The sequence below is a fragment of the Pseudomonas sp. 10(2024) genome (assembly GCF_045164175.1).
Lineage (GTDB): Bacteria > Pseudomonadota > Gammaproteobacteria > Pseudomonadales > Pseudomonadaceae > Aquipseudomonas > Aquipseudomonas alloputida.
In genome coordinates, this window is the sequence record NZ_CP174006.1 from 5,071,082 (window position 1) to 5,094,871 (window position 23,790).

Consider the following 23,790-nt stretch of genomic DNA (forward strand, 5'->3'; position numbering starts at 1 on the left):
TTTATGGAGGACGTCTATGCAACTGCGTGAAGTACAAGGGCCACCACGCCCCTTGTTGGAACAGCAGATTACGCCCCTACCTTACCCGGTCGCGGCGCTGGGCGATCTATTGGGGCCTGCCGTGGAACGCATGGCCGATGTGATCGGCGTACCCTGCGCCATGGCCGCGCAATCTGTTCTGGCCACGGCAGCTTTGGCGAGCCAGGCGCACGGCAATGTTCACCTCGACGGCCGAATCTATCCATTGTCGCTGTACTTGCTGACGGTGGCTTGCTCGGGCGATCGCAAAAGCGCGGTGGACCATATTGCGCTGCAGGCCGTATGCGACTGGGAAAGACAGCAGTGGATCGCCTATGGCGAACAGCTCAAGGCGCACCGAGCGGCAATGAGCCTCACCGCGAAGTCACCAACCTCGAAAAAGTCAGCACAGCTAGCGCTGGACGCCCAACCTGAACCTGTCCAACCAAGACTGCTCACTGCTGAGCCGACCATTGAGGGCCTGGTCAAAAGCCTGTGCCACGGCTTGCCCAGCATGGGGCTGTTCAGCGATGAGGGCGGGCAGTTTTTGGGCGGTAGCACCATGAGCAAGGACAACATGATCAAGGCGATCACTCACTTGTCGACGCTGTGGGACGGTAGCCCGATTGATCGATCGCGCGCGATGACTGGAGAAAGTCTGCGTGCCTATGATCGCCGCCTCAGCATGCACTTGATGCTTCAACCCCGCCTGGCAGACCGCTTGCTGCAGGACGCTGATATCAAAGACCAGGGCATCCTGGGGCGCTGTCTGATCAGTTGGCCGGAGCGTCTGGTTGGACAACGACTGTACAAATCCATCGACCTGAACCGAGATCCAAAGGTGCAGCTGTACCAGCAGCGCATTGCCGCGCTCATGCAGAAGCCTTGGTCACGACTTAAAGACGGCGGCCTCAACCCTGTAACCCTGGAGTTAAGTCCCCGCGCCCGTGAAGCATGGATTGCCATTCACGACACCATTGAATGCGAGTCAGGGGAATTCGGCGAACTGGTCAACGTGCAAGCTGCTGCGGGCAAAGCCGCCGCGAACGTTCTACGCATGGCTGGTGTGATGGCGGTGGTTGAAGAATCGACTGTCTTGGAAGAAATGCACATTCAGCGCGCCTCTACGCTGATGGATTACTACCTGGCCGAGAACCAACGACTGACCGAACAGGAGCCTCTGAATAAGCTTCGCGCAGAGGCCGACTGCCTGCTGCGCTGGTTGATAAAGAAGAACTGGCCACCGTTTCGCCTCCGCGACATCACACGCAACGGCCCTCGCTTTGCCCGTAAAAGCACGCGGCACACCTTCGAGTTATTGCTGCAGTTGGTTACCCATAACTGGCTAAACAATGCCGGAGACATATTCGAGGTGCGCCATGTTCCGCCTCAATGACGCCGTGCGCCGCTACCAGGCGCAACATCGCTCGTCGTCCGAGTTACGGAGTGTCGCCGCCACCGTCACCGCTTTTTCGCCACCTGCCAAGTGCGATGCGACAGGGGTTGTCGCCAGTGTCGCCGCTGTCGCCAGTATAACATCTGAGCCCATCGACCTCGCTCAGCTCATCGAGCAGTTGCAAGAAGAAGGGGCTCTGCTGCAACACAGCGAAAATGCCCTTTTCATCCGCCCAGCACACTGGGGGCAGTTGGAGAGCATCGGCCATCACTGGAAAAGACTGCTACTGCACCTACAAACCAACGATCAAGGTGAAGACAATGGCACTGGTCGGTCGACGTGACGGTCGCAACTTTGGCTATGGTCGCCAGCTGAGCTACGCCGGTCGGCGGGCACTGGAAGATCTGTTTGCCGGCGGCCATTTCGCCACAGTCAGAGCACACAGCGATCGCTGGCAAGCCTTCGTACGCTGGTGCCGCTCAGAGGATGGCCCTCGCTACAACGATGCTCGGCAGATCGATCGACAGACACTAAGTGACTACGCCGCTTACCTGCGCCAGCAGATCCAGCAAGGCGAACTGTGCATCACCACCGCGCAGAACCGCCTGAGCAGCGTCAACCGCACCCTCGCTGCGATGCGCGGTGATCAGGCCGTGAGAATCATCAGCCCGAGCCAGGCGTTGGGACAGCAGCGCTCCACAGTCCGCACGCGTGCGCCGGATGGCCAAGACCAACAACAAGTGCAGCGATTGCTGCAGGTGCTGGTTGAACAAAAGCACGAGCGGGTGGCCGCAATTGTCATGTTGGCCCGAACTACCGGTATGCGCCTGCGCGAAGCGATCCTAGCGGACCTGCCGCGCTTGCACCGAGAAGCCAAACACTTGGGCCGCATCAATATCCAGGACGGTACCAAAGGCGGCCGCTCAGGGGCATCAGCGCCACGCTGGATCATCGCCACTGAACAAGTTAACGCGGCGCTCCAACTAGCGCGCGAAGCGTCGCCGGTCGACAGCCGCAACTTGCTGCACCGAACCGAAACCTACGCCGCGTTCATACAACGGACGGTGCTCCCCGCTCGCGAAATTCTGCATAAGCACGGGATAAAGGGCTTTCATGAACTACGCTCGGCCTACGCTTGCGAACGTTACGAGCAACTCACCAGCCGTACTGCGCCAATCAATGATGGTCACGGCGATCGCATCGACCGCGACCTTGATCATTGGGCGCGTCAGCAGATCAGCGTTGAGCTTGGGCACTTCCGGATTGATGTGGTTTCGGCCTACATTGGTGGCAGATCATGAGCAAACCCTTTGATATGACGCTGTTTCTCAGCGGTGTGCTGGCCGGATCGAAGAGCACCCAGCAACGACATTTACGGCAAGCCAGAATCATGCAAGCAGCCATCCAATGGCGCTGGCACCTGGACAATCCTTGGACCTGGAAGCTGAAACATGTCCGCTGGTTTCTAACCAAGCATGTGCAAGACCATTCAGATGCCAGCCAGTATTACTATCGACTCACCGCGTCATTGATCTGGAGGCGGATGCACGAGATAAGCAAAGATCAAATACATGCGCTATTCCCTAGATAGATCCTCGATTAATCGGGCTGAAGCCGGATCATAGCTCACATAGGTAATCGTCCCATCCAAAATTCGCTGCACTGCTTCATCGATAATATGAATTGGTACAAGGAACCATTCCTTGGGTTTAACTGGATGCCCAAACCGGTCTTCGATAGTCAAATCAAGCTGGGCAGCACCAAAGAGACGATGAAAAATATTTTCCAATCGCACCCGACTGACATTATGAAGTTTGTAAGTAGCCACCACCTCTACGTCAGCCAGCAAATAGGTTGTATCTTTTGCAGCGCCCCTGATACGGGCCTCGACTTTTCCACCTGTCACACCAATTTTATGAATTAACTCACGATGTTCAACAACAAACGGGTGGCTGGATCGACTACGCAGCACATAAATGCAACCTGATTCAATGTCATCAGATTCCGTTACACCACCAAAAAGTGGACCGGCATCTAGCTTTATAATACGGGAACCCGTACGCCCTTCAGTATCCTTATATAGAGCTCTCTGTAGTGAGCGTAACAATAGATCGCTTTCGGTACCATTGGAGTAGATAACACGCAAACGGCCATTAGTCTCTGCATTCGGCGTCCGGTATGTGTCACCCACCTCGGCCACATAAGTGATCAACCCCCCAAGAACAAAGAAGTCGCCTGCTTCGATGCTGGCATTTTTCCCGAATGGCCTAGTAACCCAAGCATTTTTCTTCAGGCCTGCCGTGACTTCATCAAATAGTGGCTTAAAACGCTCGAAATCATTACATTGTTTCCGGCCAGCTATTTCCTCTGCCACCTTCACCTCTGCATGAGAGCGCACGTGGCGAAGAACGGTGATATCACTTTCTTCTGTGGGATTATTTTCGATACCCAACTCGGTCAGCAAAGCATCTCCGTCAAGCTCATCTATATCAACAGAGGTCGTCACTGCAGACAACAAACCAGGGGAATCCATCTCACCCAGAAGTAACCGCGCATCAGGTAACTTCCTTAGCTGATCTAGACGCACCGCATACAACCGCTCAAAAATATCCCGATCGTCACCATGCATTGGACTCCTGCCATATGCTTGGTAAAATCGCAGGATATCCTCAAAGCCTGCTATGATTCGTTCTTCTTGCGGAACGTGGCTACTGCGTTTTGGCGGAGTAGCGTCAACCCCTAATGCGTCTAGCAGCTCATCATCATTCAGACTAGCCATTACTGGATTCTCCCAACTCAATTGCTTTAGCTTGAGCACGGTGGCGAGCAAAGGCTGCTACACCTTCAGCCATCCGTTTCTCCCAGGCATCTGCAGAGTTTATGTCGGGAAGGCGGCCTCGCTCGTTTTTAAACTGTAAAGCTCGTCTAGCCAACTCGCGCGCATCTTCAACGGGAATATTTACTTTCTTAGCTGCAATGCTTGATTGAACTTGACGCAGCGATTTCTCATCCATTGCTTTTGCTAGGATCGAATAGGCGGCTTCGAAGGGATTGATACGATCAATAAGATCGATATCTAGATCACGCACGTTAACAAACTTTCGCACGCCATCTAACAACGACGTATTCCCCTGAAGCCCACTGCCTCCGTCGGCATCCGCCTGCGCCAAAGCTAACTTAGCTTGTTGAGTGATAGTCATCGCTGCCACTGCATGCTGCCGGATAGCCTCTTGATCAGCCTCGCTTAATTCTGGATAGCGTTCACGCACGATCTTACCCATGCGCACTTGAGTTAATTCTTCAGGCAAAGTGTTATCTGTATCAAACAAGCCTCGTTCAAGTACCGTTTTGTCCTGCAAGAAACTGGTAACGACTTCATTTAAGTCCTCCCTGCAAATGCGCGTCGCCTCTGCACTTTCCGGCGTGACCAGACCATTGACTTCCACGTGGATCTGACCGGTACTCTTGTTCACCCCGATATTATGTTGCCCCTCTACATAGCCGCCATCTCCATATTCAAAGCCCTCTTTCGGGCCAGTATCTTTTGGAGTGAATTCATAGCGAGGAGAGAGCACTTGCTCCATTAGAAGACTAGCAGAAATCGCCTTGAGCATATCGTTTACCGCCTCAGCCACCAAGGTTTGATCGGCAGTCGGCTCAGCAATTAGGTTGGTAAATTTTGCTCGTTCTTTGCCATCAGCGTCTCGAGTAGCTCTGCCAATAATTTGCACAATTTCAGTCAGACTACTGCGATAACCAATCGTCAGTGCGTGCTCACACCATATCCAGTCGAATCCTTCCTTCGCCATGCCCAGCGCGATGATGATGTCCACGTGATCACGGTTGTTCTTTTGCAGAGGGTCCTTAAGAGCACTTAAAACGCGAGACCGCTCAGCAGTATCAGTATCGTCAACCAAGTCAGCCACTTTTAGCATGCGACCATCTGTAGCTTCGACTAAGTGAAATCCAGTTTTAGGATCAACTCCTCTCCATTCTCCTAGCGCACCCATTATCTCATTGACTTCTCGCACCTTATCATTGAGACTTTCGCGCGCATTAGGACTCGGTATATGAACTATTGTCTTCAAGCTCGGATTCAAAACTTTCGCCACAGCGTCAACATAAGGCCCGGTGTAAAAAAAGTAACCTATATCCAGAGATTTTAACCAGCGATATCCATTGAGTTGTTCGTAATAGGTATAAGTAACGGTCTCAAACTTCGCTTCATCAGCAGGGGCCAGTACAGCTTCGCTGTCCCCTCGGAAATAAGAGCCTGTCATCGCAACCACATGTATATTATCGCGCACCATGAGAGCGCCCAATTGACTACCCAGCTTATTATCAGGATTACTGGAAACATGGTGAAATTCGTCGATTGCAATCAGGCGACCGTCAAATATTTCTACTCCCAACTCATCAACGGCAGAACGAAACGTTGCATGCGTGCATACCAATATCTTGTCAGCGCAATCTAGAAATTTACGAACGGCGCCCACCTTAGACTTAGCCACTCGCGCTTCATCAACACCAGGTGCGTTACAAAGATTCCACTGCGGAGCCACCTCCCAATCCCAATAGAAGCCGTACTGGCTTAGAGGTTCATCCGCGAAACTGCTACCAATGGAGCGCTCGGGCACTACAATTATGGCCTGCTTCAGTCCTTGGTTATGCAGCTTGTCCAGCGCAATGAACATTAAAGCTCGAGACTTCCCTGAGGCTGGCGGCGACTTTATTAACAAGAACTGCTCGCCACGCTTGGCGTAGGCACGCTCTTGCATGGAACGCATGCCAAGTACATTAGCCTTGTTAGATGCACCAGTATGTTCCGTATTGATGGACACCGACGGCACGACATAGGTATTAGTTGGATTGCTAGCTGAATCATTCATGCTTACTTTGCCTTCTTCACTTTCATTGCAGGCTTGGCCTTGGCAGATGCCGCAACCACCTTGGCGTAAAGATCGAATAGTTTTTCCAAACGTTCTGTGTCGTTCCTAAAGCGTCTACCAATGTAGATGCGTTCCAGCACTTCATCGTTGCGCTCATGTGCATAACGAAGATTGTCCGGCATAGCATCCGGCTCGTAAAGATCGGCAATTGTTTTAGGGAAATGCGCTTCACGCGCCAGGATAATATCTTTGGCGCATGCTTCAAGATCAAGCTTATTTTGAGTGGTAAGTAATGGTAAAGGAAAGGTATTCCAACCTAGAGTATTGGAGTAGCGGTAATCCTCCTTAATCCGCCCACATACAGTTGCGATCCAAACCAAATGCAGTCGAGATGAAAAAATCGCCACATTCCACAATGGAGCATCATACAGAGCTGAGGCGCTATCAGCGACGATATCCCCCCTGTTACCCAAAGCAAAAGGAAGATAGTTCCTTAGCTCAGAGCTGTGCCTTGGAATTACCACAGGGAGTTCATTACCTTTCTGCCTGATCTCGCCGAAAGCATAAGGCGTCTCTGCTAACTTTCGAGTCGCTTGTTTATCGCTTTCGGAACGCATCTTCGCGACTCCAGCTAACCGTTGTTTGATACCCTCAACCTTAGAGGTATCACATGCATCCTGTTTGTCCATCCATAGGCAATAACGGTAATCACCATTAATAGAGTCCTCAGAGCCTATAAAACGGCGAACAATTTTTTTACGCTCCTGATCAGACAAGCCTAGCCCGCCTATATCATTTCTGACCAAAAGTAGATTACCACCATCGGTAGGTGCGTTTCCTTTCGTCATTATACTCAAATCGCCAAAAGGCTCTGGCCTCTTAACAACAATGACATTTTGTGCTGGAACAAGGTAGGCATTGATATTTTCGACATCTTTTACGGAATGGACGTCACCTTCACCAATCGTGAAAATTTGACGAACTTTCCCAGGGCGACGTGAAAGCCCGACAATCACAACAGTCACCCCAGCATTTTTAGCAGCCAGATTCGACCATTTAAAAGAGGTGTGCGCAAATGATATCTGATGCCCCGTATCGAAAATCAACGGCCACAAAACAGGCACTTGCTGCCCTTGACAGACAGAGTTAGTAGCAACGAATGCGAAAGAAGAATTAGTATACTTCCCATATTCGGCTGCTTTCATAAACCAAGCTGAAACATAGTCAAGCGTACCAAATGTATTAGTGTATTTATCAAACACCAACTTTAAATCAGCTTTCCGCGCTTCAGCTTCGCGCTTTAAGCGCTCCCTCACTTCTTTAGTAGCGCCCTTTGGCGCTTTGACAGTAGCCCCCATATACGGTGGATTACCACATATGTAGGTCTCACCATGTTCGTGCACAAACTCTATTTCAGTTTGATCCAATGGCGTGCTGAACAAATCATCTGCTACTAGCTTCACGCCTGTCCCGTAGGCGTCCATCAGCTCTAACCAATCTACACGCAAAGCATTAGCACAAATTATCCAGTTTTCTTTTGCCAGAGGCAGAAATTCTGCCAATGCTTCTCGCTGCCCCCTATACAATTCATCACACTGAAACTCTGCAATTATCAAAGCCAATCGAGCAATTTCAGCAGGAAATTCATGTAGCTCTATACCACGAAAATTTGTCAGTGGAATTTCACTTCTAAGATCCCGCTCACCACGGCGCTCGTTAATTTCAGATTCAATCTCACGCAATCGCTTATAGGCAATCACCAGAAAATTACCTGATCCACACGCCGGATCGAAAACTCGAATTCGCGCAATGCGCCTGCGCAGTGCCAATAGCTTTCGCTTGTCATCTCCTGCAAGATCTAGTTGAGACCGTAAATCGTCCAAAAATAACGGATTCAGCACTTTCAAGATATTAGGCACGTTGGTGTAGTGCATACCTAATGCGCCGCGCTCTTCGTCATCGGCCACGGCCTGAATCATGCTGCCAAAGATATCCGGATTGATCTTTCGCCAATTCAATCTACCCGCATGCATGAGGTAAGTACGCGCAATACGGGTAAAACGAGGTACCTCTGTGCTCCCGGAAAACAAAGCGCCGTTAACATAAGGGAAATCGGTGACGTAGCTGGGTAACCGCGGTTCAGCACCGGCCCGATCACCGACTTTTATATCCATTACGCGAAACACTTCTGACATAACCGAGTGCACGTTGCCACCATCACGCTCAGCCATTCGGTCTATGGTCTGCGTGAATAGCCCGTCTCTGAAAATACCCGTATCTTCGGCAAAGAAACAGAATATCAGTCGTGCCATAAAGTGATTCATGTCGGTACGGCGTTCGCCTTTTGCCCACTCTGGGTTCTCGCGCAGTAACTCAACGTAAAGCTTATTTAAACGCCCCGTGGCCCTAATGTCGATGGGGTTGTCCTTAATCTCCTTGATCGTAGAGATCCCGGCTAACGTCAAGAAAAAGCCAAAATGGTCCGGAAAATCGGAGTAGGCGCAGGCAATAGTTTCACCTGTAGTCAGGTCCTCCGCCTCAAGAGTCTGCCCATCTGTTACCATCAAAATTTTAATTTTTGCTTTCGACTGAAGGGTCGCTGGGCTAACTCTCAGCTTGGTCAGTGTATCCCCTACCTGTCCACTCTCACTAACAGCTAAATGAATGTGGTTGCGCATTAATACGCCCCCATCTACATCAGAAGAATTGTTATTGCCAGCACGCAAACGCCGCAAGGCGGTTTCCTTGTGGCCGAAAGCGGCAAGGAACTGGTACGGAAACTCAGCCTTATCAAAGGGTTGCTCTGCTAGGTCAGAGATAGCCTGTTCGATTTCTACAGCGTTCATGGGGCATTCGTACCTATGTAAATTTTTCCGCTTACGCTCGACATGGGCTTGCTTAAGCCTCATTGTCCAAGGGATAACGTTGAGTTCCCAGGGGGGGGTTAATCGTTCGGGCTACCTGCCCCGTTTTTAGGGTCACACATGAACCGTTCCATCTCCGATTGTTCGTACATCAGGCCTTGGTATCCGCTCCACAGCAAAAATGCGGCGGATAAGGGGGGCAAATGGCGATATCCGACCCACTTGGTAGTAAATCAGCCTAAGGGGCTTGATCCTACCAGTGATAATTCGCCCAGCGTCATCATTACTTTACGACGCCTGAGGCTTCCAACCTGGTACGCGCTGCTCAAGCCATTTGAACGCCCAACCTGCAACAATTTTATGAGGATTCGATGGCCCAGACACCAAGCCACCGTCATACGCCGTCGACCTCCCCGTACCTAAATAGCCCGAGAAATCAGAAAGGCTGTGCTATTTTTCAGATTTTGCACATTTGCTCTGCTCGGTAACCTACCGCCAGCGTGCCGCTTCCACCCCTTGGAGCAGCAACGGATCTTTCAGCCGAAGTCGGTACTCCGGACCACGCAGCCGATGCTCCCGGCAGTGGCGCCACGCAGGCGCAGTACACCAGCGCTCATGCAGTAGTCAATCTCAGTGGTCTCCGGTCGCGGTTGATCCGGGTGGCCAACCTCGATCATATACGAGCCCGCCCACACTACCGCCCAACGATCCATCCTCTACTCAAATTATCATCCAACATCATTTTGCCACTAAAGGTTATCGTCTACCCGTCGATACCCAACAAGGTGCGAAGCATTCTTACGCCCATGGCGCTCCTCAATCTCGACCTTCGCGCCGGCCAACCGCTGTGCAGGCGCTGACGCGACGCGGCGCGGCAACCAAGACAGGGATCAGTCACCATCATGAGTCATCCTTACAGCACGATCGTACGCACACCAAAAGCGGCCGTGGCTTACCTGGCCGTCGACCTGCGGGCCATCTCCCCCGACACTCAAGCCAACCTCTCCAAATGGCTCGGGGAGTTCGCCGTGCAGTGGGCATACAAAACGCCGCTGCAACGCCCCGCAACCCTCTGGATGAAAGATAACTGGGCTACAGGCGCGGGCAGCAACTCCGAGCTTCACCTTGCCGGCAGCAGCAAACTCCCTCATGGGTTCCTGCACCAGCTGGCCGATCATCTAAGCCAGTGGCTCGAGACACCGCTGAAAATCAAGGGCCATGTCACCGTCGAGGCCAACGATGATTGGCATCCGATTTGTCACTGGCAGGATGGCAAAGCCTGGACCTGGAATGACCTCCACCATTGGCAGGACCGAGATCAGAGCCCAGCAGCACACGATCCTTCATCGCTCGCCATCGACCAGGACGGCTACTTCGGGCATAGAGCGCCAAAACACTACAGCGCACAGCAACTCAACACCCGAGCATTCAATACGGCGCGCGAGTCTGGCGACAAGGAGGATCTGGGCGAGTACTTGCATGAGCAGCGCTACATCCTGCGCGATGCCGCGGCATATGAGAACGGCAATACGCCTTTGCATCTGGCGGCGGCAGCGGGCGACATTGAGGCCTGCGAAGCACTACTGCGCTACGTACCGGACGACGTGCTCAACGAGCGGCAGCAGACGCCTCTCATATATCTGGCCGATATCCGCGGCAAACATCCCCACGGCGCCGTCGTTTCCCGCCTGCAATCAACGGTGGATTTAACCGATGCCAAAGGTCGGACTGCGCTGATGTATGCGGCGCGCGCCACTCATGTGCGCAGCCGTCTGGGCCATCTCACGTTAGTGAAGGCGCTTCTCAGCGCCGGCGCAGAGGTCACCACCATTGACGCTGATGGCCTTACGGCACTCGGCTGGGCAAAGAAGGACCTGTCGCTGGCCAAGCCAGATGCCAACTCAGAGGTCATCGATTACCTCGAGCGCCGTCACTACCAGATCGAGATGGAGCGGTTCTTCCGCACCCATTTCAAGCATCATTTCGATAGCAAAGGCGTGATGCACATCGAGCCACTCAACAGCGCTTCTTTACACTCCGCGCTCAACCCAGCACAGGTTTTGATCGATGGCATCGAATGACTCTCTGCGTAGCAGAATCCGTCCGCATTTTCTGGAAGGGCTGGATGAGGCACTCGCCAGCAATACCGAACCTGCCAAAGCAGAATTTCGTTGCATGAGCCCACGTTTCACCCTGGAGCGTGACGTCGTGATGTCGAGCGCGCTCCAGCAACAGTTGGCGGAGGCTGTCGCCAAGATCGAGCACTACCAGACCATCTACGTCGAGTGGGGTTTTGCCGCGGTAGACCCAGCTGGCAAAGGCACGATCCTGAACTTCTATGGCCCGCCAGGTACCGGCAAAACACTCACGGCAGAAGCATTCGCCGGTAGTTTGAGCAAGAAGATCATGCTGGTGAGCATCGCCGACCTGGAGAGCAAGTTCATGGGTGATACATCCAAGAATATCGCTGCCGTTTTTCGCAGTGCTCAAGCTGAAAATGCAGTTCTGTTCTTCGATGAAGCAGACACGCTGCTGGGCAAGCGGCTCAGTTCGGTTACCCAGGGTATCGACAACGAAGTCAATGCCATGCGCTCTACCCTGCTGATCGAGCTGGAGAGGCACGAAGGCATCGTCATTTTTGCCACCAACTTCGTTAAAAACTACGACTCGGCGTTTGTCAGCCGCATCTCTCAGCACGTGGGCTTCGAGCTGCCGGGTGAGCTTGAGCGGCGAGCCATCTGGGCGAAACTTCTGGTGCCCGGCATTCCACTTACCGACGATCTTGACCTGCTGTTGAGCACAGCTGCGCAGGCCTCGCAGGGGTTGTCCGGGCGCGAGATTCGCACCTGCATGCGCTTGGCATTGGCCAAAGCAGTGAGCGTCCCTGTTAAGCCAGCACTGGCGCTCGCTCATCTGCAGGAGGCTATTGACCAGGTGGTCACTGCCCTCTCGCATCTGCACTCAAATAACAGCAAAACCAACACACCAACATTGGAAGCCGCTCGCAAATTACTGGGCGTCAGCTAAGGAGCAAGTTATGGGTCTTTGGGATCGGGTCAAGTCGAAAGCCTCCAGCTTCATCAACACGGTAAAAGAGAAGGCAGTCGCTGCCGTCAATTGGCTGGCCGACAAGGCGGAAACCTTCGTCGGAGACGTGAAGCAAATATGGAAAACGGTCAAGCCCTACATCACCCACACCCGGGTTGCGCTGACTGTGCTGGCTAAGTATGCCCCGTGGCCCATCGTAAGTGCGATGGCACTCAGCCTGGAGAAAGCGCTCGGGTTCCTTGAAAACCTGGACAAACATCCATTGATGGAAAAGCTGCAAAAGGCCATTGACTGGATCATCAAATACGCTCGAGAAATCCGCGAGAAAGTGCTCAACGATATCGAAATCAAAGAAGCCGAAGCTCGCGCCCGCACCTTCAAGGAAGCAATCGATAAAGTCCCGTCTGCTGAGTTGGCAGCCATCAGAGTGGCTGAATTGATCAACAGCTACTTGTTGACCAAGGCCAAGATCCTGCGCGTGGTCGAGAACGAGCAGTTCAAGGACTTCAACCACTACCTGCGTGTGCGCGCAGCGCAGAAGCTGCTGAAGTTCTACGAAAAACGCATGACGTCGATCGAGCATATGAGTGATGTGGATGCAGACATACTCGCGCTTATGGAAATCTCTACTGGCCTATTGGAAGAGAACCCGACCCTGACGCTTGAGCAAACCGAGACCCTGAACGAACTGACCACGCTGCACTTCGGCAAACCTGTCGTTCCCTTCGTGTTCGAAGAAATGACCGTGGCATGGAACATGGATCTGCAGCAGCTGCAGGAACAGTGGAAGCAGCTCAACCACAACCATTCCCGTGAGAAGGTGCTGGCGAAACGGATGGCAATGGCTAGCCGCAGTGAGGCGCTGACCGCCGAAGAACAGGTGGTACTCAATGACTTGGAACGCAACCTTGGCCGCGACAGCCAGCGCCTCGACCAGCTCGATGTGAGCATTCGTGAGAAGCGCGCTTATGTGTACGCCTCTGAAGGCTTCTTGCAACTGCTGGAAAAAGACGAGCAGCAGCTGATTGACGATGGGCAGGAATACCTCGCGGATCGCAGCGAGGAAGTCGGCGAACTGATTTCCCGTTGCGCTCAACAGGACGTGAAGTGGGTCGACCTGAGCGATGAAGAGCAGGCTTTGCTGATCGACTTCGGGAACATCTTCGAGAATGACTGCCAAGCACGTACCGAGTCGTTCAAAGAAATCGAGGTCAGCGCGTGAACAGCGAAATCATGAGCTTCTTGCTCCCTCAACCCGATCTGCTACAGATGAGCTTCTTCGCTTTTATCTGGGGCCTGACCATTCTCACAGGCCTGATGGTGGCGCTGCAGGCAAAGCCCAATGGGTGGGAAAAGAAGTGGCGTGGCGGGAGTCTGGAGTCCTCTGCACTGCAAGCGGATCATGGTTCCGTCCATGATCTGAGCGAGACAGTAGCCACGGCCGCCGAAAAAATCGCGGGCATCATGCCCGGGATGCTTCTCGTGGTCGGCCTTCTGGGGACGTTCCTGGGCCTGGGGATGGCGCTAGACCATGCCTCTACCATTCTTCAGAAAAGCGGCAATGCTTCCGTCGGCGCGATGGGCGGCGCAATGCAAGACCTGACCGCCATGATGCAGGGGTTGGGCACCAAGTTCAAAACCTCTACCTGGGGCATCATGGCCTTCATACTGTTGAAGGTATGGGAGCTGGCTTTAGGCTACGAGAGCCGTCGTTTGGCGTGGTGTATTGCCAAAGTCAAAGATCAGCTCGCGATATCCCAAGAGAAACGTGAAGCGGCAAGAAAGGCACATGATGTTTTCCTGCACAAATGCATGGCCAATACCGCCAAGTACTTGAGTGACGCCATGGGCAAACAGGCGGATGCCATGAAAGTGCAATGGCATCAACAACTCGAGCTTCAGCAACGCAATGAAAGCGAGAAAAATAAGTTGCTGGTGTCGGGATTCGAGGGTTTGAACACCAACATTGCTGGGGTGACGCAAAGCATCACCGCATTGATGCAAAACAACGCTGACAACCAGCAATCGGTTGCCACCGAAGTTGCCAACGCTGCCGAGCGAACCGAGCGTGCAATTATCGAAGCAGCCAACAGCAATCGCAGCGAGTTGCAGTCAGGCTTCGAGGGTATAAATGCCAGCCTGGCTGGCGTAACCCGAGGCATCGTAGCACTGTCCCAAGGTCAGGCAGATGGTTTGCAGGCTGTTGCCGATCAGCTGGCGAATGCTGGCGAACGCACAGAGCGTGCACTGATCGAGTCTGCCGACAGCAACCATGCCCATCTCGAAGCGGGCTTCAACAGTTTGAACACGGGGCTCGCCAGCGTTGCTCAAAGCATAGCGGTATTGCAGCAAGGGCAGGCTGACGCTCAGCAAGCGGCTGCCAACAACGTGGCCAATTCTGCCGAGCGCACCGAGCGTGCGCTGAGCCAGCTTGCTGACGACAACCGCAGTACTTTGCAGTCCGGCTTCGAGGCGCTAAACGGCGGCATCAGCGATGTAGTCCGAGGCGTCACGGGGCTGCTAGATGGCCAAGCCAAGAGCGAGCAGATGGCTCAGCAAGAGCAGGCAATCAGCCAGGAGATCGCGGACGCCTGCAAACGGAGCGAGCAGGCGTTGACCGAGTTTACCGGCAGCAGCCGCGACAACCTGCACGCCCTTCAAGTAGCAGCACAGACTATGGGCGAGGCCGGCATCAAGGTATCGAGCTCTGCCTCTGAGCTGCAGGCAGTGGTGGATAACCTGAACGTGCGCATGACCGAAGTCATGGAAAGCGTGAAGGCCGATTTGAACAGCACCCTGACCAACATGAATGGGGACTTCAGCCGCAACCTGAACACCATGGGCGAGCAACTGGAAATCGCGACCGGCAACCTTTCACAGGTGATGGAGGCGGTCAAAGTAGACCTGGGTTCGACCATTCGCACCATGAACGACGACTTCGGCAACAACCTGCTGACCATGACCAGCAGTCTGGACGTAGCGACCCAGAATATTTCCAAGGCCATCGGCAACATGTCGACTTCGGTCAACGCTGCCATGGCAAACGTCGCCGAGAACATGGAGGCCACGGCCGAGGCCCAGAAGCGGACAACCTTGGAGTTCGAAATGGTCAGCGACAACCTCAATACCAACATTGTCGAGATCCAAGAGGTCGTGAAGATGCTGGCCAAGGACATCGTTCATGGCCTCAAGGCAGTTTCCGAAAGCGGGCAACGCATGGTGTCGCTGGACAAACGCTATGACAAAGTTTCGGAGATGCTCATCAAAGTTCCGGACTCCCTGGATGCTCTGGCCACTGTCGCAGCCCGGCCACCGCTGGACCTGTCTCCACTGCAGCAGTCCCTGCAGCAACTGACAGATGTTGCTCACAACATCAATGAAGTCGTATCGGCCAGAAAAGCCGTGGGGGCCTGAGTGCAGTCATGAAGGAGAAACCGAGCGAATGGGTGTCGATCTCTGACCTGATGGCAGGTGTGATGGCTGTGGTGATGTTGCTGCTGGTTGTATCAGTACTGCAAAACCAGTTTGCCGAACTGAAGCGCCAGGAGGAGAAGAACCAACAAGCAGTGAGCGAACAGGAAAAGGTAACCGGGCTTCTGAAGGAAATGAAAGCCGCACTAGACGAGCATGACGATACCAGTCTCGTTTCCTTCGACCTGGCCGGCAACAAGATGACTTTGGGTGACAAGATGTTCGCCCGTGGCAGCGCCTGCTTGACCGAAGAAGCGCAACGGCAACTGCGGTTGGTCAGCCCGCGCATCGCCAGGTTTTTCGAGAGTTCAAGCCAGGCCCAGGTACTTGTTGAAGGGCATACCGATAATATCCAGGTGTCGCGACCTGTGACGGATTTCGCTAAGTTCTGCACGGTTTACGATGACAACTTCACCTTGTCTGCAGCGCGCGCGCGTGAGGCGCGCAAGTTGCTCATCGAGGCACTGGAGGCCACCCAAGCCAAACGTGTCATCGTGGCAGGTTACGGCGACTCACAACCGTTACCCAATCTGGACCCAGCAGATGAGCATAACCGTCGGGTAGAGGTGCAGTTCATCAACCGCGCAGACTCGACAACGCGCATCTGAACAACCGAGCGGGTACTGCCCGCTCGGGCTATGGGCAGTCGGATCGATCCACCGACACGCCCAATCCCCCCACACTAAGGACTCCAAAATGGGTATCACCTACCGAACGGATGACGACCTGGCATTCCTGCAGTATTGCCGCGAAGACGACATCCGCAACCTGGCGACCTATCTCATGTTCGACAAGGACGGAGAGAAGCGCAGGGCCAGTGAAATTGCCAATGAGCCGGCATTCCTGGCGCTTCGAGGTCAGCCAGACCAATGGCGTCGCTGCTGGCAGTTGGTCGCTGGCGAGCTGCAACATTTTGGTGGTGACTCCATCATCAACCTGTTCCGGCGCCAAGGCGTGCTCTACAAAGAAATTCTTTGCGACGTCTGTGACAAGACAGACGTCAAGTACGACGGCAAGGCCAGCGCATACGCCATCGAGAACCAGCTGATCGAGCGCCTTGTAGAAAAGTGCTGGGAACAGATGTCGGATGAGCAACGACGCAAGGCTGCCGACGAAATGAACATGACCGGCGCGCTCGGAGCCATACCTTTGGTGGCGATCGTCAACGCCATTCGCGCCGGCGGCCTCGGCTCGCTTCAGTGGTCTTCATGGCTTGCCAAGTCTGCCAGTGCCTATTTCACCAGTTCGCTCGGTGCGACCCTTGGTGGCGCGGCCGCGTTGGTAGGCGGGCGCGCAGTAGCAGCGATCGCCGGCCCCCTGGCAGCCATTGCCGTGACCATTCCGCTGCTGAGCGGTACGGCTTATCGCGTCACGATTCCAGCCGTCATCCAAATCGCTTTCATGCGTCGCCAGTATGAGAAAGAGGATCTTTTCTAATGCAAGCAACAGCTGAACTTCTGCAAAAAATCTGGGTGCTCGATGAAGCCGCCTTTTCGAAGAAACTTATCGATGCACTCGCGGCAGGCAAAGCGGTAATTCATGATGGCGTGGCTTACTACGCCGAAGGTAGCGGCATGACCGGGATCATTCAGCACCTGCCGTTCAAGGAAACCGTGTTCACCTCCGCCGAGGAAGCGCTCAAAGCCGCCCAGATGACGACGATCATGGCGACTGCGGCATCCACATGCGTAATACTCGGTGCGCTGATCATCCAGACCAAATACCTGGCGGCCAAGCTGGACAAAATTCAGCATACCGTCGACGAGATCGCCAAAGAGTTGCATGGCCAGAACATCATTTACTACATGGACAAGGTAACCGATTACATCGGCAATATCGAAGTCGCCCGGACCTTGCTAAAGGACCGCAACTTGGTCAGTGAAATCAAGGACATCGCTCACCCGCTGCTGGCCTCCGCTGCGGCAAAACGCAACCACGCACTGTCGTTCGTCGACAACATCCTGGCACTGGCGCAAAACAGCAACGAGCTCACCAACAAGCATTACGAGCTTGTGGTCAATTTTGCTCACATGATGCTTGAGATCATGCCCCTGGGTATCCATACCGAATACCTGCTGACAGCCCGTATCGGTAAACCGATGCTTGCCCAGCTGGTGTTGCAGGATGGTGCTGATCGATACCAGGGTGCGATGCAACAATACAAAGGCTTCCTGAATGCACAGCACCGCGAACGGGTGCGCGGCAACATCGGTGACAAGGGCGCCACGCTTCAACGTATCGAAAACAAGGCGCGCCAACTCATTCAATCGCAAGAGAACAAGCTTTTGCTGACCTTGCCCAATGGGCGGATGGCGGTCCTCGAGGCGGCCTGACAGCTTCGCTTGCAGCCGTCCTGACGCTTTCCCCTGGCTCGGTCAGCAATCTCTTTCTGACCGAGCCTCAGAACGGCCTACTCGGCAGCCCCAGGAAGGGCCCTTGCTTTCAGAACAAAAATGGAAGATTCAACGACAAGCTCCACGACCCCTGAAATCCCCTCTAACTCCCATCAACCTGCCCAAAACCACTCCAACCGTCGCTGGACTCCAAAGCTCATTGGCTTGGTAACCGGTGTAGGCGTATCCCTCACGGTATACTTGGTGGGTTCCTATGTCGTGACGCAGTTTCTGCCCTTGCACTACCTCGCGGTCATCACCCTGTTGGTACTACCGCTATTGCTCATCCGAGCCTGGAGGGTCTGGGTTCGATCGGCATTTTCAAGCTCCTTGGTCCCTGCCCAAACTCATTACCAGCAATACGCTCAACTACCGGGATAGGCGTGTTCAATCTGCTGATCAAACTCCCCCCCAACCCCGCAATACTCCCGAGGAACGCGCTCGATACCTTCGGCCACCTGAGCAATCACCTGCCGCAGCTCAAGCCGCTCAAGCCAACGGCCAGGAATAGCGCCAGTACCATACTGCCCCCCAGCAAGTTTCCGACGACCAGCCCTGTACTGCTACTGTCACAACTGTGATTCACCGCCGCAGTTACCCCTTCTTCAAGTGACCGAGCTGTCAGCGCACACCACAGCCCAATCGCCAGCACCTGCTCGGCACCCCAACCACCAGCAAAATCGTCAATGCGCTGCGGCGTAGGTGTGTCCCCCTCCTAAAAGAAGAACAGAACGCGCTCGATCAGGCTGCGTGTTTCCTCCATACCCAGCACTTGCCCATAGCTGGCCAAACTTTGAGTCACGGCGTGTTCCACGCTGCCTTGCCTATCGACAACACGCTGAAGAATGTCAGCGAACAACCCAGCCGCCAGGTAACCTGTCGGGTGCCCGTGCGTCAGTCGCCCGGACTGCGATGCGTAGTCAAATGCATGGGCGAAGAATGCACAGGGTGCAACACGTACCAAGGCACCGCAGCCCTTGCTGCCACTGACCTTGAGCGCACTCGTGCAGGTTATGTCTGGCGCACGACGCGACCAGAGCTCCATTTGCCTGATCAGCCAGCCATCTGGGGCGACCGGTGTTAGCGAGGGGTAATCCTGGGTCGTCAGCCAGCGCAGCAGCGCGTGATGAACAATGCTGGGCACATGACACACCTGTCGTGAACTGCCTAGCACATAAGCCCGCAGCAAGCCTTCTGCGGTAAATAGCATCATCTGGGTAGCGTCGCTGATCGCACCGGTGACGCCAAACGCCGGGGCAAAATCAATGATGCCCTGCGGCCGAACCTGGCCTCGATCACAGGCCACTCAAGCAACTCCACGGGAGAGCCCAGCGCATCTCCAACGCCCCCCCAGCAGGCAGGCGCTGATCCGTTCAATTCTGTTCATATCGTCCCTTAACACCCTTCTCCAGAAGCCAGGTCCTGCAAAATCACCAGCTTGCGCTGCAGCTGCGCAACATGTTCCCGCTCTGCGCGCAACGCCGACCGCAGCTCGCGGTTTTCCATTTCCCAAATCTGCAGCCAGCGCAGGTCCCTCTGGCAGTGCTCGACCTTTTTCCCAAGCTCACCAAGCTTCAAAGCCTGCTGAATCAGCACCAGCAGGATGATCCCCATCGCTACCAAGGCCCCTGTCGCAACCACATCCGGCATAGTCATGCTCATATCCTTTGCTGCCCCCGATGTATTCCGAAGACAAATCGAAGATATGTAATGAAAATCTACACGTCTAGAATGTAGACTTATACAGGTAAAGTAATCGCGCACATGGAGAGGGTATGAAACGCAAGCAATCCATTGAGCAGGTACGCTGGGACCTGGCACTTCGCTATCGTCTGATCGAGACCGTTGCCTGGTGGGAAGGCCGGCTGACCACGGGCCACCTGATGCAGAGCTTTGGCATCAGCCGCCAGCAAGCGTCTAAGGACATCAACACTTACATCAGCGAGCATGCGTCAAGAAACTTGACATATGACAAGCGGATCAAAGGCTACGTACCTACGTCGCACTTCAAACCACGCTTCATCGACCTCAGCGCCAGCGCCTACCTCGATATGCTTGCCCAGAACAATGAACGAGCGCCGCATATCGAAGGGCTGAAGCTGGCCTATGCGCATACATTGATGTTGCAAGTTCCCGATCGCAGCATTCAACCTGAGGTGCTTCGGCCCCTTTTGCGGGCTTGTCGGGAAGGGTTGCGACTAGAGGTCGAATACGTTTCGCTGGCCAACCCCGAGCCTGAGATTCGCTTGATCGAACCGCACACTCTTATTCATACCGGCATGCGCTGGCACGTTCGGGCCTACTGTGAGAAAAACAGCGCTTATCGCGACTTCGTGCTCAGCCGCATGCGCGGCAAGCCAGACCTACTGGACGGCAATGGCAACGGCATCGAAGGCGATACAGTATGGAACACTGAGGTATCGGTGATCCTGGAGCCTGACCCGCGGCTCGATGCCGCGCAGAAGGCGATCATAGAGGGTGACTACGGTATGCTGAATGGCCGGCTGGAGATACCGAGCCGGCAAGCGTTGGTCAAGTATGTGCTGCAACGCTATCAAATCGACCCCAAGAATCTGGACCCTAAGCCAGAAGCACAGCAGGTCGTGATCGCCAACTTGAACGCGCTGAAACCTTGGCTCTACGACTGATTCAACGCGCTCATTGCATCCCATAACCACGAAAACTGCACTCAAGGAAGAAACACACGCTCATGACAGCTATATCTACCCCCGCAACCATCCCGCAAAGCCCATCCCCCGCTTCACCACCCGACACCTCCGCCTCCAGTAGCCCCCGGCAAGCACTATTCAAACTCCTCGCCGATATCAAATGGTGGCTGCCGGTAGTTTCAACGCTTATCTCAATCTCACTCCTCACCAAGTACCTCTGGGTAATCCATCACCCCGAGTTGATCCTGAGTTCGTTAGGTAACCCTTCAAACCTCGTCGCCTGGTTATTCTTCAGCCTGCTGATACTCGCGTCACTGCTGCTCATCGTGTCGGTGCCGTCTTTGGTCTTCACATTGAGCATGTCTGTATGCACCGTTGACAGAGAGCTGGAAAAGAGGCTCGCCTTACGTTTTGGCCTCATCGTAGGCGGGGGCTACCTACTGCTATCGATCAACCTGCTGGGGGCCCTCTTTGATCACACCATGGCCCCAGGCTACTTCTTCCCTATTGTCGTAGTCGCTGCCGCTTGTGCCGTGATAGTTCTGCTTCGCCGCGATGCGCCCCTGCACAACAAAGTACTGGAGCTGCCGCCTGGTCCCCGCAAACCCTCGCATCGCAAACTCTATTACACAGCCCTCGTTGGCTGGCTAGGTACGCTGCTAGCGTTTACTTCGGTGAGTGGCGTCATGCCCGCCCAGCTAGCCATCATGACGTGGCGAGGCGGAGAGAGCGACGAAGAGGCATTCGGGGCTATCGCTCTCTGCTTATTAATAATGTGCCTCTACCTAGCGCCAGTCCTCTTCTTTTATCTGGCAGATGGCAACGCGATGCAGCGCACCGGCCGAGCCGCACTCGTGCTGCTCGGGTGCATCTTCGTCAACGCCATGCTGTTGCCGGCCCTCTTGGACCTGTGGGTCTATTCCGCCGCCAATCTGATCAAAATCAGGGACAATACCGAGCTGAGCTATGTCTTGAACGAAAAGGATTATCCGAAGGAGGTATTCAGTAGCGCCCCGTGGCAACTGGAGAGCTACGAGGGGCCGAATGGTTTGTACAGCGTCAGGGCGTTTCGTCAGTTCCGCTTCGGCGATACGTTGTTGATCTGTCCCGCTAACTACCGAAATATCGCTTTGAAAGAGATCGACAGCTACGCACATCGCTGTATTGCGTTGTCCGAGGCCAAGGTTCATGTAGCCGCTCCTGTATTAAGCAAGGATGCCGCGACGGTAGCCAAGCCGAACTGATCCTGCCCCCATGCCTACCCACGTTCCGGTGTTGGTTGAATACCGGAACGCAAGATATAAATCTGTCCCCTTTTATCGCGGCAGACAAACAGTTCGAGCGAACGAGTGCCCATGGCCGTATCTGGTTCTCCACCTGGTTGCTGTCGATGTGCACAACCCTATCGTCCAGGTACCTGGTTCATTCCGCCTGGAATAGAGACTGCTCATCTTATATCTTCCAGGGGGGCGCCCTGTGTGTTGGAGGCATAAAGTCCTGCAAGCACCGAGGCCCCCCTGGGCCTTTTCATCGCAACGCGATGCTCTTGGGGAATTTGGGTTTTCAAAGCGTCATTGATTATGCGTGAGGATTGACCATGGATGGGCAGGAAAGGCCGGTTATTAAGGCTTATGGCTTTGTTGAAGCAGTGACTTACCCTGACCCTAAGGAGAGTAACCGGGGGCGCGTGAATTTAGTTTTGGATAGCCTTCGAGTCGAGGCACTCCAGAAGGGTGTGAGTGTCAGGGACACGGCTGATGATCTTTTGATAGTTCGGATCCTTTCAACCATCAATCGTTTAGAATCGCGCTTCCCAGGGAGCAATTGGGAAGAGGGAAGCTGGATCGAGTTCAAGCTCCAAGACAGTCCAGGAGATCCTCCAGCTTGGTACCTCTCCGCTGATGGTGACTACGGCGGAAAGGTTGTTCGCACGAACATCACCGACGCTGTCCGCATAGGAGGAGGGCCGTTTGCGGCGAGTAGACTTGAACAAAAGCTGGTCGAGTTTTGCCAAGCTCCTGATGCGAAACACGTCCAACAGCTTTCAAGTTGGCGTCCTCAACGAAACGCGAGCGGTCCGTTTGTGAGGGTAGTTGACGTCGGTCAGGCTAGCTTTTCAGCCATCCATTTCAGCAAAAACATCACATCTCCAATCATGGGGTACTTTGACGTAGGAGAGCCGCTGTTCTTTCATCACAAGACATTCCCCAGCGTGTTTCTCGAACATAAAAGGGTGCCTCAATCGGGATTTGTCGTCCTGTCTCACTGGGACTTTGACCACTATTCGTTAGCCGTCAGCAAAATTCCGGAGCTTCGGAACCTCGCGTGGTATGCGCCTGATCAACCAGTCGGGCCAAATGCGGCCCGGCTCCAGGCCCTTCTGGGTACCAACCTGACTCTGCTTTCTGCTCCGTTCTTTAGCATCAGGAGTGGAATAGAGCTATGGAAAGGTACAGGCGCTCGCAGCAATCGAAATGACAGTGGATATGCAATGAGGATAATCAGGGCTGGAGGACCCGTTCTACTCTCGGGTGATCTACCTTACTCCCTATTGCCCCTTGGCATTGGAACTCAGTTTTCTGCAATTGCGATAACCCATCACGGAGGTGCCTTCACTGGGCCACCTCCCATCCCTATGTCTCAAGGAGCCCTGGCAGCCGTTTCTTACGGTATACCAAATCGCTATCATCATCCCAACACTGCGGCCATTGGGCTACATCAAAGCGCAGGCTGGTCGATCCAGCCGACCAACACCTCAGCAAGGAAGCGTGGAGACATCTGGCTCTGACATTGCTCACGCGAAAGCATCTGTTTAGCACCACGCATTTACGCGCTCGTACCTACTATTCTTGTCGGGCGTGTATGCTCATGACTCCAGTTTTCGAAATATTCCTTCGGCCAATAAAAAGTTGCGTATCGCTGATCTAGAAACTTACTTAGCTGTCCCCTGGTCGTTTTGCAGAAAATTCCAAGCCTAGCTCTTTAATTTTACCCAGAACTGCTTTTGGCATTTCCTCAAGAGGAGGGGACGTCCATTCTTGA

General features: G+C 54.0%; 18 protein-coding genes and 2 pseudogenes. 14 read left to right on the forward strand and 6 right to left on the reverse strand.

The features are described from left to right. Positions 1-16: 16 nt before the first annotated feature. Genes ACI7M0_RS22965 through ACI7M0_RS22980 form a run of 4 tightly spaced genes read left to right on the forward strand, consistent with a single transcriptional unit; the run spans position 17 to position 3,005 of the window. Complete coding sequence (locus ACI7M0_RS22965; RefSeq protein ID WP_129932601.1) at positions 17-1,414, forward strand: YfjI family protein; 1,398 nt, start codon at positions 17-19, stop codon at positions 1,412-1,414. After that, positions 1,398-1,757: a hypothetical protein gene (locus ACI7M0_RS22970; protein WP_129932602.1), complete on the forward strand. Its 360-nt coding sequence runs from the start codon at positions 1,398-1,400 to the stop codon at positions 1,755-1,757. The genes ACI7M0_RS22965 and ACI7M0_RS22970 overlap by 17 nt, the downstream gene beginning before the upstream one ends. Beyond that, positions 1,735-2,715: an integrase domain-containing protein gene (locus ACI7M0_RS22975; RefSeq protein ID WP_129932603.1), complete on the forward strand. Its 981-nt coding sequence runs from the start codon at positions 1,735-1,737 to the stop codon at positions 2,713-2,715. Before ACI7M0_RS22970 ends, ACI7M0_RS22975 begins: the two co-directional genes overlap by 23 nt. Beyond that, a complete protein-coding gene (locus ACI7M0_RS22980; RefSeq protein ID WP_129932604.1) occupies positions 2,712-3,005 on the forward strand; it encodes a hypothetical protein in 294 nt (97 codons plus the stop codon). The genes ACI7M0_RS22975 and ACI7M0_RS22980 overlap by 4 nt, the downstream gene beginning before the upstream one ends. Here ACI7M0_RS22980 and ACI7M0_RS22985 read toward each other — a convergent pair. Genes ACI7M0_RS22985 through ACI7M0_RS22995 form a run of 3 tightly spaced genes read right to left on the reverse strand, consistent with a single transcriptional unit; the run spans position 2,991 to position 9,149 of the window. Continuing rightward, the gene (locus tag ACI7M0_RS22985) at positions 2,991-4,193 is read right to left on the reverse strand and encodes a GIY-YIG nuclease family protein (protein WP_129932631.1); all 1,203 of its coding nucleotides are present in this window, start codon (positions 4,191-4,193) and stop codon (positions 2,991-2,993) included. The two genes, ACI7M0_RS22980 and ACI7M0_RS22985, sit on opposite strands and share 15 nt — an antisense overlap. Further along, positions 4,186-6,303 (reverse strand): DEAD/DEAH box helicase, encoded by a 2,118-nt coding sequence (locus ACI7M0_RS22990; protein ID WP_129932605.1) that lies wholly within the window; start codon positions 6,301-6,303, stop codon positions 4,186-4,188. Before ACI7M0_RS22990 ends, ACI7M0_RS22985 begins: the two co-directional genes overlap by 8 nt. Positions 6,304-6,305: 2 nt before the next feature. Then, positions 6,306-9,149, reverse strand: coding sequence for a DNA methyltransferase (locus tag ACI7M0_RS22995; RefSeq protein ID WP_129932606.1), 2,844 nt, complete (start codon positions 9,147-9,149; stop codon positions 6,306-6,308). Positions 9,150-10,069: 920 nt separating this feature from the next. Here ACI7M0_RS22995 and ACI7M0_RS23000 point away from each other — a divergent pair. From ACI7M0_RS23000 to ACI7M0_RS23030, 7 genes are all read left to right on the forward strand, one after another. Beyond that, positions 10,070-11,248: an ankyrin repeat domain-containing protein gene (locus tag ACI7M0_RS23000; protein ID WP_129932607.1), complete on the forward strand. Its 1,179-nt coding sequence runs from the start codon at positions 10,070-10,072 to the stop codon at positions 11,246-11,248. After that, positions 11,235-12,194 carry an ATP-binding protein gene (locus ACI7M0_RS23005; protein WP_129932608.1) on the forward strand — a complete coding sequence of 320 codons (960 nt, stop codon included), beginning with the start codon at positions 11,235-11,237 and terminating at the stop codon, positions 12,192-12,194. The genes ACI7M0_RS23000 and ACI7M0_RS23005 overlap by 14 nt, the downstream gene beginning before the upstream one ends. A gap of 10 nt (positions 12,195-12,204) precedes the next feature. Further along, a complete protein-coding gene (locus tag ACI7M0_RS23010) occupies positions 12,205-13,437 on the forward strand; it encodes a hypothetical protein (protein ID WP_129932609.1) in 1,233 nt (410 codons plus the stop codon). After that, positions 13,434-15,629, forward strand: coding sequence for a hypothetical protein (locus ACI7M0_RS23015; RefSeq protein ID WP_129932610.1), 2,196 nt, complete (start codon positions 13,434-13,436; stop codon positions 15,627-15,629). Before ACI7M0_RS23010 ends, ACI7M0_RS23015 begins: the two co-directional genes overlap by 4 nt. An 8-nt stretch (positions 15,630-15,637) precedes the next feature. After that, entirely contained in the window at positions 15,638-16,294 is a 657-nt protein-coding gene (locus tag ACI7M0_RS23020) for an OmpA family protein (protein WP_129932611.1), read from the forward strand. A gap of 88 nt (positions 16,295-16,382) precedes the next feature. Beyond that, positions 16,383-17,123 (forward strand): DUF3944 domain-containing protein, encoded by a 741-nt coding sequence (locus ACI7M0_RS23025; RefSeq protein WP_129932612.1) that lies wholly within the window; start codon positions 16,383-16,385, stop codon positions 17,121-17,123. Further along, a complete protein-coding gene (locus tag ACI7M0_RS23030; protein ID WP_129932613.1) occupies positions 17,123-18,019 on the forward strand; it encodes a hypothetical protein in 897 nt (298 codons plus the stop codon). Before ACI7M0_RS23025 ends, ACI7M0_RS23030 begins: the two co-directional genes overlap by 1 nt. Before the next feature lie 526 nt (positions 18,020-18,545). On the opposite strand, the pseudogene ACI7M0_RS23035 reads toward ACI7M0_RS23030, so the two are convergent. Further along, a pseudogene (locus tag ACI7M0_RS23035) lies at positions 18,546-19,292 on the reverse strand (ADP-ribosylglycohydrolase family protein). A 182-nt stretch (positions 19,293-19,474) separates the two neighbouring features. Next, the gene (locus ACI7M0_RS23040; RefSeq protein WP_129932614.1) at positions 19,475-19,735 is read right to left on the reverse strand and encodes a hypothetical protein; all 261 of its coding nucleotides are present in this window, start codon (positions 19,733-19,735) and stop codon (positions 19,475-19,477) included. Positions 19,736-19,854: 119 nt separating this feature from the next. On the opposite strand from ACI7M0_RS23040, the gene ACI7M0_RS23045 reads away from it, so the two are divergent. Both ACI7M0_RS23045 and ACI7M0_RS23050 read left to right on the forward strand, forming a co-directional pair. After that, positions 19,855-20,727, forward strand: a complete 873-nt coding sequence (locus ACI7M0_RS23045; protein WP_129932615.1) for a YafY family protein — start codon at positions 19,855-19,857, stop codon at positions 20,725-20,727. Positions 20,728-20,789: 62 nt separating this feature from the next. Further along, a complete protein-coding gene (locus tag ACI7M0_RS23050; protein ID WP_129932616.1) occupies positions 20,790-21,992 on the forward strand; it encodes a hypothetical protein in 1,203 nt (400 codons plus the stop codon). 79 nt (positions 21,993-22,071) lie between these two features. Here the strand turns inward: ACI7M0_RS23050 and ACI7M0_RS23055 are convergent. Continuing rightward, positions 22,072-22,170: pseudogene (locus ACI7M0_RS23055) on the reverse strand (transposase); the annotation flags it as partial. Positions 22,171-22,345: 175 nt separating this feature from the next. Between ACI7M0_RS23055 and ACI7M0_RS23060 the strand changes: the two are divergent. Further along, entirely contained in the window at positions 22,346-23,536 is a 1,191-nt protein-coding gene (locus ACI7M0_RS23060) for a hypothetical protein (protein ID WP_129932617.1), read from the forward strand. The last annotated feature ends 254 nt before the right edge of the window (positions 23,537-23,790 follow it).